Raw genomic sequence first — 13,048 nt, 5'->3', positions numbered from 1 at the left:
GGCGTCGAGGAGCGCCCGGATCAATCTGAGAAAGTCCGACGCGTTCTTACCAATCGCTGTACACGTTTCTGACCAGCCTGTTAGATAACAGCATGCAAGTCGGCTTCAATGGTTTGTTTGTTTGCAGCGCGCACTTGAAGCGTTCCAAAGTAAGGCAAAATGGACCCAAAACGCTCCATTCGGCAGAAAAAAGCCCTCCGCACCGCGTGGCGGAGGGCAATCTGATCGGTTTCTGACACCGGTGGAAAAGTAGCGGGCCGCGCGTGCCGCTTAGAGCTTCACATCGGGGTCGAGGCTCTGCGCACTCACGCGCATCTCCCGCGCGAGGGCAAGACATGCCTCGAGTCGCACCTCGTCTATCTCGCCCGTTTCAACAGCCTCACGCACCGCGCAGCCAGGTTCGTGCGTATGGGTGCAATCGTTGAAGCGGCAGCCGTGCGCCGCCTCAACCACCTCGGGAAACACGCGAGCGAGTCCCCGCTCGTGCCCCACGAGCGGCAAGCTCCTCAAACCCGGGGCGTCTGCAATCACGCCCGCGTCGGGAAGCTTCACCATCACCCGGGCAACCGTGGTGTGACGTCCCGCATCGTCGCGCGCACGCACCGCGCTCGTCTCAAGCGCCTCATGACCAAGAAGCGCATTCAGAAGGGTAGATTTGCCGGCCCCGGACTCGCCCAAGATCATGGCGACCGTGCCCTCGGGCACGCAGGCACGCACAGGGTCAAGCCCCTCGCCCGCAAGCGAAGAGGTCACAACCACATCCACGTGCTCGCCCACAAGACGCCGCACGCGTGCGACCTCCTCGGCAAGCTCCTCAGGCGTGCAGCGGTCCGCCTTGGTGAGCACCACACTCGCCGCAGCGCCGCAATCCGCCGCAAGCACAAGGGAGCGAGCGATGCGGTCGAGCAGCACCTCGCCTGCACCAAGCGCCGCAACGATGAGCACCCGGTCGACGTTGGCGCAGAGGACCTGACGCTCGCCGCGGTTCTTGCCGCGCCAGCGCTCAAAGGTAGAGCGACGCGGGAGCACGCGCTCAATAACCCCCCTATCATGCCCGGGCGCCAGGCGCACGGCAACGGCGTCGCCCACGGCGGGCAGAGCCATATCGTCCTTCTCGCGGTTCCGCTTGGCAAAGCTCACCGCGTGCTCGGCACGAAACATCGTACCCTCGCAGGCGACCAAGGGAAATCCGCGGTCAAGGCGAATCACGAAGCCAATATGCATCTCATCGGGCGCCTCGGCCTCGGCGCAGAACGCATCAAACGCACGGCGCTGGGCGTCATCAAGGCACAGATCCGTGAAGGTCGGCGCGTCAGCAAGCGCATCGGCCGCAGGCAGCGGGGGCATCTCGTGGGTCGACCCTTCGACAACCCCTAACCCATCGCGAGCTCCCCCAGCGGCACGAGGCTTTGTCGCTCGTGCAGCGCTTCGCTTCACCTGTCTTTTGCCGCGCGTCTTCTTCGCCATGCGCCGCCTTTCTCTACGTACTCGCGCACCATCTTAGCGCAGCAGCTTAGGGGAATGTGCGCAAACCGGAAGCACCCTCAGGACCCTGCCCCCTTATCGGTAAGGTGAATCAATCAAGGGAGCGATATGTCCCGTTTCGCGCGCGGTGTACTGTGCAACTTCCTCGTGTGCCCGCCCGCTGGCATCGAGGTGCTCAACAAGACTATTCATCTGTCGAACATAGTCGACAGATGAACTGGCCCTACAACGTCAGAGTGCGTGACGTACCTTGTGTTCAAACCATACGCAAAAGGGCCGGGTGCAATCCCGGAGGGTGTTTCCCGCAGCCGCAAAGCGGCGAGGACCACACCCGAAGGGATTGCACCCGGCCCAACGAGGCAGATGCGTACGTGCGCTTACGCGTCCTTCTCCACCGCACGCATGATGGCCTTGTAGATCTCCATAAGCGGGATGATGAGGAACGCGAGGCCAAGCGCGGAGGCAAGCGCCACCGGCGGCAGCTCCATGAAGCCAAACATCTCGGCCAGGAACGGCACCTCAACCACAACAACCGTCAGGATGAGCGCGAGCACCGCGGCACCCCAGAGCCACATGTTCTGCTTCTTCATGCTGAAGAGCGACTGACGGCGGCTGCGCATGTTGAAGCAGTGGAAGATCTCGACCATGGACAGCGTGATGAACGCCATGGTCACGCCCTCTTCGTCGGCCGTACCGGCAATCATGTCGGCAATGTTGATGTAACCCATGTCAAAGTACACACCCACAAAGAAGCTGGCGAGCACGAGCGCGGTGATGATCACACCCTGGACCACGATGTCGAGGCCCATGCCGCCGGCAAAGACGCCGTCCTTGGCGTTACGCGGCTTGCGCTTCATGATGTCGCCCTCGGCACCTTCCATACCGAGCGCGAGCGCAGGGAAGCAGTCGGTCACGAGGTTGATCCAAAGCAGCTGCACGGGCTGGAAGATGGTGAAGCCCACGAGCGTGGCCACAAAGACCGAGAGCACCTCGGCGATGTTGGCGGAAAGCAGGAACTGGATGACCTTACGGATGTTGTCGTAGATACGACGACCCTCTTCGACCGCGCTCACGATGGTGGCGAAGTTGTCGTCGGCAAGCACCATGTCGGCCACGTTCTTGGTGACGTCGGTACCGGTGATGCCCATGCCCACGCCAATGTCAGCGCGCTTGATGGACGGAGCGTCGTTCACGCCGTCGCCGGTCATGGCGACAATGTTGCCGCGGCTCTTCCAGGCATCGACGATGCGGGCCTTGTGCTCGGGCTGGACACGCGCGTAGACGCTGTACTCGGTAACCTTCTCGTGGAAGTCCTCGTCCGAGATCTTGTCGAGCTCAGCGCCCGTGATGGCGTGGCCTGCGCCATCGCCCTCGAGGATGCCGAGGTTCTTGGCGATGGCCACGGCGGTATCGATGTGGTCGCCCGTGATCATAACCGGACGGATACCGGCCTCGCGGGCCTCGGAGATGGCGGGGGCCACCTCGGGACGCTCGGGGTCGATCATGCCGGAGAGGCCACAGAACACGAGGTCGTGCTCGAGTGCCTCGGGCGAGCAGTCGGCAGGCACCGCGTCGTGCGTGCGGCTTGCGAGCGCGAGCACGCGCAGGGCCTCGTTGGCCATGTCCTTGTTGGCGGCAAGCAGCTCTGCCTTGCGCTCGGGCGTGAGCGGCACGATCTGGTCGCCGTCGTAGATGTGCGTGCAGAGGTCGATCACGACGTCGGGCGCACCCTTGGTGTACTGCTCAAAGGTGCCGTCGGCCTCCTCGACCACCACAGACATCATCTTGCGGCCGGAGTCAAACGGCGCCTCGCCCACACGCGGGTGCTCAACGTCGAGCCCCTGCATGCCGGCCTTGGCGGCGTCGTTCACAAGCGCGCACTCGGTGGGCTCGCCCTGGGCCTCGCCCTTCTCCTCGTCCCACTTTGCGTCGGAGCAGAGCGCCATACCGGCGAGGAACTTCTCCTCAGGCGCAGCGAGCTCGTGCTTCACAACGGTCATCTTGTTCTGCGTGAGCGTACCCGTCTTGTCCGAGCAGATCACGGTGGTGCAGCCGAGCGTCTCGACCGCGGTCATCTTGCGGATGATCGCTTGACGGCGCGCCATCTTGGTGACGCCCATCGAAAGCACGATGGTCACGACGGCCACGAGGCCCTCGGGGATGGCGGCAACGGCGAGCGACACGGCGACCATAAAGGTGTCGAGGATCATCTCGGGGTTGCTTCCGAGCTCACCGCCGTGGCGGATGAGGTCGACGGCAAAAATGACCACGCAGATGCCGAGCACGAGCTTGGTGAGGATGCCCGAGAGCTCGTTCAGCTTGATCTGGAGCGGCGTGAGCTCCTTCTTAGCGGTGGTGAGCGCGTTGGCGATCTTGCCCATCTCGGTCTTCATACCGGTGGCAACAACCACGGCGCGGCCACGGCCGTAGACCACAGTGGAGCCCATGTAGCACATGTTCTTGCGGTCGCCCAGCGGCACGTCGTCGACACCGTCGGCAAGGGCGATGGCCTCAACGTGCTTCTCAACCGGCACGGACTCGCCGGTGAGCGCGGCCTCCTCGATCTTCATAGAGGCGCTCTCGAGCACGCGGCAGTCGGCAGGTACCGAGTCGCCGGCCTCGAGCAGCACAATGTCGCCGGGCACGAGCTCGGCGGACGGCAGATGGATGAGCTTGCCGTCGCGCATGACCTTGGACTGCGCGGCGCTCATCTGCTGCAGGGCCTCGAGGGCCTGCTCGCTCTTGGCCTCCTGGACCACGCCGAGCACGGAGTTGATGATGACGACCGCCATGATGATGATGACGTCGGCCCACTCGGGCTCACCCTGAATGGTGCCCGTGATGGCGGAGATGGCCGCGGCGCAGATGAGCATGATGACCATGGGGTCGGCCATCTGCTCAAAGAAGCGCTTCCACAGCGGCGTCTTCTCCTCCTCGTCGAGCTTGTTGGGGCCTACCGCCGCCAGGCGGCTCGCCGCCACATTGGCAGCAAGGCCCGCATCAGCGCTTGTGGATTGCTCCTCAAGCACCTCCTCGGCCGAAGCCAAGTATTCTTTTTGCATACGTTTCCCTCCCGGGAGCATCAAGCCGCCCTGCAGGTTGACGCCCGATCGTAATTCCCCGGGAGTGGGGCAAGGGCTCGTCAAAGCCGCCGATCCGGGCAGCAGCTGACAATGCGCTCTATCTTAGCGTAAAATGAAGCGTTCGTGAGCGCCCTTATCTGGTTTATAAGAGGTTAATTGCCGAGGACGTCCTTGCTCGGACTATTTGAAGCTATTGCCACCTTATCTTGTAAAAAATCTATTAGAAATCGGTGTGCGGCATCTATTTTTCGCTATTCGGTCTTGCTAGTCCTTCTATAATGCGCATGACGTTACAAGGAATAAGAAAAGACTCTGGAGGACTGATGTACAAACACACCAAGATCGTGTGCACGATGGGTCCCGCCTGCGACAACGACGAGACACTCCGCGAGATGATCAAGGCGGGTATGAACGTCGCCCGCTTCAACTTCTCCCATGGTTCCTACGAGGAGCACCACGGCCGCATCGAGCGCGTCAAGCGCATTGCCGAGGAGCTCGACACGCCCGTGGGCATCCTTCTCGACACCAAGGGCCCCGAGATTCGCACGGGCCTGCTCGAGGATCATCAGAAGGTCACCGTCAAGGCCGGCGACAAGATTATCGTCACGGCTGAGCCGACCACCGAGGAGAACCTCGGCAACGCCAGCCACATCTCCCTTGACTACGTCAACCTCCCCCGTGAGGTCCGCCCCGGCTCCAAGATCCTGATTGACGACGGCCTCATTGGTCTTGTGGTCAACGCCATCCACGGCCAGGACATCCACTGCACCGTTGAGAACGGCGGCGAGATTGGCGAGCGCAAGGGCATCAACGTCCCCAACGTTGAGACGGGTCTTCCCGCCATCACCGAGCGCGACCGTGAGGACATCCTCTTCGGTCTTAAGGAGGGCATCGACTACATCGCGGCCTCCTTCGTGCGCGACGGCGACGCGGTGCGCGAGATCCGCAAGCTCTGCGACGAGAACGGCGGCGAGCACGTTGGCATCTTCCCGAAGATCGAGTGCGCTCTTGGCGTCAAGAACTTCGACGACATCCTGAAGGCCTCCAACGGCGTTATGGTTGCCCGCGGCGACCTCGGCATCGAGATTCAGCCCGAGCTCGTGCCGCACATCCAGAAGACCATCATCGCCAAGTGCAACGCGGCCTACAAGCCCGTCATCACCGCGACCCAGATGCTCGACTCCATGATCCGCAACCCGCGCCCGACCCGCGCCGAGGTTGCCGACGTGGCGAACGCCATCTATGACGGCACCGACGCTGTCATGCTCTCTGGTGAGACCGCTGCCGGCAAGTACCCGGTCGAGGCCGTCCGCATGCAGGCCTCTATCGCCCACGAGACCGAGCAGCACATCGCCGACCACGGTCCGCTCCAGGTTCCGGCTGGCAGCCACGGCACCCGCGTAATCAACAACGTCGTGGGTCTCTCCGCCGTTAACATGGCCACCACCATCGACGCCAAGGCCATCATCGTCCCGACGACCACCGGCCGCTCCGCGCGTCTGATCTCGCACTTCCACCCCAAGACCCCGGTTGTCGCTTTCTCGCGTCACAAGTGGGCCGTGCAGAAGATGATCATGTACTGGGGCGTCGAGCCGCGCTACGCCGCCATCACCCAGGGCACCGTCGACGAGACCGTGCAGAAGGCGATTGCCTCCGCCAAGGAGCACGGCTACGTCGATAAGAACGACCTCGCCGTCGTGACGGTCGGTGATCCCAAGACCTCCATCGCTCTGGCCGACAAGGTGACCTCCACCAACGTGGCCTACGTTGTTCAGGTGCACTAGCTCGCAGCTGCGCGGCAACGCATCCCCTAATGCAAAAGGCGCCTGGCTCTGTGCCAGGCGCCTTTTTTAGTTACTCGCCGTCGCGGAAGGTCAGAAGGTCACGGTAGTCGGTGTCACGCGGACGCCGGCGGTCGGGGTCGCGGAAGAAGTCCTGCGAGAGCCGCCGAATCACCGGGGCGAGCGCGATGAGGGCGACGAGGTTGGGGATCGCCATGAGGCCGTTGAAGAAGTCGGCGAGCTCCCAGACCGTATCGAGGTTAGCCACGCAGCCGGCAAACACCATCGCCACGTACGCCACCTGGTAGAGGCGAATCGCCACGCGCCCGCCGCGACGCGCGCCAAAGAGGTACTCGACGCACTTCTCGCCGTAGTAGTACCACGCAATCAACGTGGCGAAGGCAAAAAGCATGAGCCCGACCGTCACCACGTACTGGCCGCCGGGGATGCTCTGCTCAAAGGCGGCGGAGCTCATGGCTCCCTCGGTCATCATGGGGTCGGCGCACCACAACCCCGAGGTGATGATCACCAGCCCGGTGATGGTGCACATGACGATGCTGTCGAAGAACACCTCGAAGGTACCCCACAGACCCTGGCGAGCGGGGTGGTCGGTGTCGGCGGAGGCGTGCGCGATGGGCGCGGAGCCCATGCCCGCCTCATGCGTGAAGACGCCGCGCGACATGCCGACGCGGCACGCGTACATGACCGTCGCGCCCAGAAAGCCGCCCGTGGCCGCCGTGCCGGTGAACGCATCGCGGAAGATCACCGCGATGGCAGCGGGAATCTCCGCGGCGTTGCAGATGAGTACCACGGCGGCGCAAACGAGGTAGAAGATGGCGGCAAAGGGCACGAGCACCTCAGTGATCTGCGCGATGCGCTTGATGCCGCCGATAAGCACCAGACCCGCAAGCAACGCCACAACGGCGCCGATCACGGCGAAGGGAACCCCAAAGGTCGCGTTAACGCTGCTGGCGAGCGAGTTTGCCTGCACGCTCGCCCCGATGCCAAAGGACGCCAGAAAACCGAAGACGGCAAAGAGGACCGCGAGCCACTTGAGACCCAAACCGCGGGAGATGTAGTACATGGGACCGCCCACAATCTCGCCGCGCTCGTTGCGCGTGCGGTAGGCGACCGAAAGCGTGACCTCACAGAACTTGATGACCATGCCCGCCAGCGCGGAGAGCCACAGCCAAAAGATAGAGCCCGGGCCGCCCGTTGCCACCGCGAGCGCCACGCCCACAATGTTGCCGGTGCCGAGCGTGGCCGCAAGCGCGGTGCACACCGCCTGGAAGGGCGAGATGGTGCCCTCCCCCGCCTCAGACTTGTCTTGGCGCTGGAAAAGCGTCTTGGTGGTGTAGCGCATCACCACGTTGAAGCGCGAAAAGACAACGCCGCGCGTAACGACGAGCAAAAACACGCCCGTCCCGATCATCAGCACGACCATGGGGATGCCCCACAGCACGTTGGTGTTCAGCGCGGCCAGCAAAGACATGATGTCGAACATGGGTACCTCTCTTGGGCGTCACTAAAACGGCGTCACTTGAGCGCACTAGTTTACGCTACCTCTGTTTCCTTCTTATAACGGAGGCTGGAACGCGCGAACGGATAGGACTGTCTAGCCCAGTCGCTCGACCACAAGCCGATCCGCCTAGCCCAGTCGCTCAACCACAAGCCGGTCCGCTTCATCGAGATTCTCGCCAAAGACATGCTCAAAGAAGTCAGTCGTAAGCAGCTGGTAGCGCGGGTTCTGGTCCCCATGGTTGGTGCGGACCGTCTCGTGCGCCACACCTATGGTAGTGAGCACGGCGGCCTCGTCGATAGCGTACTGGGGAAACGCCCGAACGGTCGCCGCAAGACGCGGGGTCATCCGCGGTAGAAGGTCGAGCGGCAGCGCTTTGCCAAATAGGTCGAAGTCACCCTGCTTCTTGATGCGGAAGCTCTCGCTCGGCTTTCCGCCGTGGGCGTCCAGGAACTCGTTTACCCGCGTGTTCCAGATGTTATCGGCCAAAAGATGCGACCACGTGCCCAAGAGCAGGTCAAAGAGCGACTGCTCGATGGCTGCCGGCGAAAGGTCGTCATCAGCCGCCGACGCCTGCCAAACGGGCGGCTCGGCATCCTCGTAGCGCTGCGGATAGTGGGAGCGGCTCACATAGTCCTGCTCGACGGCAAGCGACGCTGCGGGAATCACCTCTTCTGCGGCAGGCACGGCGAGCGCCGCAGCCGCCGTGATACCCATTCTTTCTGCCGCGGGGGCAACATACGTATCCCAAAACTCCCCCTCGCGCGGCTTGGGAATGTGCGCGGGCGTAGCAAAGTGCGTGATGCGATACGGGATGGGATCCTTGATGGCAGGCACCATGTAGCCCACGTAGATATCGGGGATGAGGCTGCCAAAGAGAAACGCATTGCGGTCGCGCACGATGCGTGCAACCGCTCCCCCGCGTTCAAACAGCCGCTGCGTTTGAGCGATATGAATGTTCCAGCTGGGCATCGATGCCTCCGGACAAGTAATAGACAAGCCAAAGAAAGCGTAACAGACTCACGAGTAAGTTACTCACGAGTCTGTTATCCACATCTCATTATGTAGGCGCGCGTAGGTGTACGGTTGGCTGCAGCAGGGCGGGAGGTTGGTTTCTGAGAACATTCCGCAGGCGCAAAGCGCCGAGGACGTTCTCAGAAACCAACCTCCCACCCCCAGGAGCTGCTAGCCGCGTACCTCGCCGCCCACGGCGCGGCACACCTTGGTGACGAGCTTGCCGTGGACGCGCTCCACCTCATCGGAGGTAAGCGTGTGGTCGTCGGCACGATAGGTGAGTGCGAACGCCATGGACTTCTTGCCCGCACCAACGCGCTCCTCGTCGCGGTAGACGTCGAAGAGACGGACGTCGCGCAGGAGCTTTCCGCCGGCGGAGGTCAGGCGCTGGACGAGCGTTTCGTAGGTCACCGACTCATCGACCACAATGGCCAGGTCCACATCGACCGAAGGATAGGTGGAGAAGCCAGCGTAGGCGCCCTGGTCGTGCGCGGCGCGCAGAAGCGCGTCAAGCGAGAGCTCAAACGCCACGACCGGCAGCGCGATGTCATAAGACGCGCGGACCTCGGGGTGAATCTCGCCCACCCAGCCGAGCACGGTACCGCCCGAGAGCACCTCCGCGCCGCGGCCGGGCTGCAAGAAGCCAAAGCCCTCGCCCTCGGCCGGACGGAAGCGGACCTTCTCCACGCGCAGCTGCGCCAAAAGCTCCTCGACAATGCCCTTACCATCGAAGAAGCGCAGCGGCGCATATTTCTGATTCCAGGAGATGTCGCCCCAGGTGCCAGAGAGCACGCCTGCCACACTCTGGTTCTCCTTGGGCAGGCTCGCATTCTCGCGGCCGTGGAAGAGCGTGCCGATCTCGTAGAGGTGCACGTTTTCGTGACCGTGCGCCTCGTTGTACGCAACCGAGGTGAGAAGGCCGGGCAGAAGCGTGCGGCGCATCTCGGACTGCTCGGCAACGAGCGGGCGCATGATCTTCACCGGCACGCCGCGACCCTCGTCGGACATGCCGCAACGCTCGAGGTCGCCGGGGGCGGCAAAGGCGTAGGAGAGCGTCTCGTTGAGGCCGCAGGCACGCAGGATCTGACCGACCTCGCGCACAAGGCGCTGGTCGTGGGAGAGGCCGCCGATGTGGTTCTTGGCGGCGGGGATGGTCGCGGGCACGCGGTCCATGCCCCAAAGGCGCACGATCTCCTCGATGAGGTCAATCTCACGCTCGAGGTCGGGGCGGTTGGTGGGAACCGTCACGGCAAGCGTGCCGTCAGCGGCCGTCTCGACCGTGCAGCCCAGACGCGTGAGGCGCGCGGACATGAACTCAGCCGGGATGTCGGTGCCGGCAATCGCGCAGGCGCGCGCCGGGCGCAGGGTGAGCGTTACGGGCTCGGCGGGCACCGGGTAGACGTCGATGGCGCCCGATACCACGGTTGCGCCGCAGCACTGCTCAAACAGCGCCGCCGCTATGCTCGACACCATATCGCAGCGCGTGCGGTCGACCTGGCGCTCGTAGCGGATGGACGCCTCAGAGATGAGCGAGAGGTTGCGGCTCGTACGCGAGATGTGGCTCGAATCGAAGCACGCCGCCTCGAGCAGCACGTCGTGCGTGGTCTCGTCAATCTCGGAATCGAGCGAGCCCATCACGCCGGCGAGGCACACCGGACGCTCGCCGTCGTCGGTGATGACGCACATATCGGCAGAAAGCGTCCGCTCGACACCGTCGAGGGTCTGGATCTGCTCGCCCTCGTGCGCAGCGCGCACCACCACATGGCGGCGGCCCTCGCGCTCGGAGAGCTTGCCGAGGTCAAAGGCGTGCAGGGGCTGCCCGGTGAGCATCATCACGTAGTTGGTGACGTCCACCACGTTGTTGATGGGGCGCATACCGGCAGCGGCAACGCGGCTCGCGAGCCACTCGGGCGAAGGACCGATCTTCACGCCGCGAACCACGCGCGCTGTGTAGCGGCTGCAGAGCTCGGGGTCGTCCACGCGGACCTCGACGAGGTCGTCCACATGCACCGAGGCATCCTCGTGCTGGATGCGCGGCAGCTCGATGTGCGTGTCACGGTCAAAAATCGCCGAGGTCTCGACCGCCATACCGATCATCGAGAGGCAGTCGGGGCGGTTCGGCGTGATCTCGCAGTCGAGCACGGTGTCCGCGGTGTTGTGATACTCCGCAAAGGGCACGCCCACCGGCGCGTCCTCGGGCAAGATCATAATACCCGAGTGATCGCCCGAGAGACCGAGCTCGCGCGCGGAGCAGTTCATGCCCCACGAGACGACGCCGCGGAGCTTCGACTTCTTGATCTTGATGCCACCGGGGAGCTCGGCGCCCACGAGCGCCGTCACAATATGGTCGCCTGCCTCGAAGTTCTGGGCGCCGCAAACAATCTGCAGCGGCTCGGGCTCGCCGTCCTCGCCGAGGTTAAAACGGCCCACGTCGACCTTCGTGACCCACATGTGGTCAGAATCGGGGTGCGGCTCTTTGGAAACGACCTGAGCGGTGACCACGTGCTCAAAAGCATCGCCGACCGTCTCGATCGCCTCGACCTCCGTACCGGTGCGAATGTACTCGCGGGAAAGCTCGTCGGGAGACTCCGGCACATCGATAAGATCGCGGAGCCAGGTATATGAAACGCGCATGCGTATCTCCTTCTCTTAGAACTGCGCTAAAAAGCGCATGTCACCGGTCATGAGGGCACGGAGGTCCGGCAGGTCGTAGCGAAGCGCTGCCACGCGCTCGACGCCAATGCCAAAGGCAAAACCGGTGTAGCGCTCGGGGTCGACGCCGCAGTTCACAAGCACGTTGGGGTCGACCATGCCGCAGCCCAGAATCTCAATCCAACCCGAGTGCTTGCAGAAGCTGCAACCCTTGCCGCCGCAGACGTGACAGGATACGTCGAGCTCGCAGCTGGGCTCCGTGAACGGGAAGAAGTGCGGACGGTAGCGCGTCTTGCGGTCGGGGCCAAACATGGCCTTGGCAAAGTAATCAAGCGTGCCCTTGAGGTCGCCGAAGGTGATGCCCTCGTCCACCACGAGGCCCTCCACCTGGTGGAACTGCGGCAGGTGGCAGGCGTCAGCGGTGTCGGGACGATACACCGTGCCCGGTACGATGGCGTAGATGGGCGGCTTCTGGTTCTCCATGATGTGAATCTGCGTACCCGAGGTCTGGGTGCGCAGCAGCACGTCGGACTCGCCCGCCGCGTGCTCCTCGGGGTGCACGACGCTGCCGGGCGCGTTGTCAACCACGTAGAACGTGTCGCGCGCTGAGCGGCTGGGGTGATCCATGGGGGCGTTGAGCGCGGTGAAGTTGTACCAGCTCGTCTCGACCTCGGGACCCGCCTCAACGGTGTAGCCAATGGCGCAGAAGACGTCTTCCATCTCCTGAGCAATCTGCGTGATGAGGTGCTGATGGCCAAGCGTGGGGCGCGCGCCGGGCAGCGTCACATCAATAGCCTCAGAGGCAATCGCCGCCGCCATCGCCTCACGGCGAATGCCTTCGCCGCGATTCTCGATCAGGCCCTCAACCATGCGACGCAGCTCGTTGGCGCGCTTGCCGAGCACCGGGCGCTCCTCGGGGGCCACCTTACCCATCATATGCATAAGGGCGGTTACCTCGCCCTTCTTGCCAAGCAGCGCCACACGAGCCGCCTCGAGCTTGCCGGCATCGTTGGCGTTGTCGATCATCTCGCGCGCGCGAGCCTCGAGCGCGTCCAGATCTTCAATCAGACTCATACCTGTCCTTCCTGTAGAGCCACTAAAAAACCGTCCTTGGGATTAGTCCCAAGGACGGCTCAATTACCGCGGTACCACCTTGTTTGGCCGTGGGATGTCTCCCCACGTACCCCCTCATGGCCCCGTGTCGTGGGGCAACGGCTTCCCTACTCAGCTCGGCGCGGGGCGCGAACCGTTCAAGTCGCTGCTCGGGAGTGAACGCTGCATCCTTGTCTCCGCAGGCGGGCTCTCAGCCGGTGACCCTCCCTCTCTTGGCGGCGACGCGGCGGGTGCAACCCTCTCCGTCAACGCGTTGGTCAGTATGTTAGCACACGCGCTCTTTCTACGCTCAAGGGGACCGCGGACAAAAAGTTGGACCGCGCGGCGGTCCGGACGGGAGGTCCGCATGCACAGCAGGGAGGACGTGGAGCTGGCGCTGATGGCGCTCGAGGAGGGCTGGA

The 13,048-nt window shown here is 63.5% G+C and carries 7 protein-coding genes; 1 reads left to right on the top strand and 6 read right to left on the bottom strand.

What is annotated here, in order from left to right; genetic code table 11:
* Positions 1-270: 270 nt before the first annotated feature.
* Both rsgA and B5F89_RS05150 read right to left on the bottom strand, forming a co-directional pair.
* A complete protein-coding gene (gene rsgA / locus B5F89_RS05155; protein ID WP_087430735.1) occupies positions 271-1,347 on the bottom strand; it encodes a ribosome small subunit-dependent GTPase A in 1,077 nt (358 codons plus the stop codon).
* A 515-nt stretch (positions 1,348-1,862) separates the two neighbouring features.
* The gene (locus B5F89_RS05150) at positions 1,863-4,547 is read right to left on the bottom strand and encodes a cation-translocating P-type ATPase (RefSeq protein WP_087430734.1); all 2,685 of its coding nucleotides are present in this window, start codon (positions 4,545-4,547) and stop codon (positions 1,863-1,865) included.
* Positions 4,548-4,891: 344 nt separating this feature from the next.
* Here B5F89_RS05150 and pyk point away from each other — a divergent pair, with 344 nt between their 5' ends.
* A complete protein-coding gene (gene pyk, locus B5F89_RS05145) occupies positions 4,892-6,352 on the top strand; it encodes a pyruvate kinase (protein WP_087430733.1) in 1,461 nt (486 codons plus the stop codon).
* Between the two features lie 70 nt (positions 6,353-6,422).
* Here pyk and B5F89_RS05140 read toward each other — a convergent pair whose 3' ends face one another.
* The 4 genes from B5F89_RS05140 to pheS form a co-directional block, all read right to left on the bottom strand.
* Positions 6,423-7,853 (bottom strand): sodium:alanine symporter family protein, encoded by a 1,431-nt coding sequence (locus tag B5F89_RS05140; protein WP_204230583.1) that lies wholly within the window; start codon positions 7,851-7,853, stop codon positions 6,423-6,425.
* A 144-nt stretch (positions 7,854-7,997) separates the two neighbouring features.
* The gene (locus tag B5F89_RS05135; protein WP_087430732.1) at positions 7,998-8,840 is read right to left on the bottom strand and encodes a hypothetical protein; all 843 of its coding nucleotides are present in this window, start codon (positions 8,838-8,840) and stop codon (positions 7,998-8,000) included.
* A gap of 213 nt (positions 8,841-9,053) precedes the next feature.
* On the bottom strand, positions 9,054-11,516 hold the full coding sequence (pheT, locus tag B5F89_RS05130; protein WP_087430731.1) for a phenylalanine--tRNA ligase subunit beta: 2,463 nt from the start codon (positions 11,514-11,516) through the stop codon (positions 9,054-9,056).
* Between the two features lie 15 nt (positions 11,517-11,531).
* A complete protein-coding gene (gene pheS / locus B5F89_RS05125; protein ID WP_087430730.1) occupies positions 11,532-12,608 on the bottom strand; it encodes a phenylalanine--tRNA ligase subunit alpha in 1,077 nt (358 codons plus the stop codon).
* Positions 12,609-13,048: the final 440 nt, after the last annotated feature.

Origin of the sequence: Collinsella sp. An307 (assembly GCF_002161805.1) — a bacterium.
Taxonomy (GTDB): domain Bacteria; phylum Actinomycetota; class Coriobacteriia; order Coriobacteriales; family Coriobacteriaceae; genus Coprousia.
Note: the sequence above shows the minus strand (reverse complement) of the source record. Positions and strands in the feature narration are given on the sequence as shown.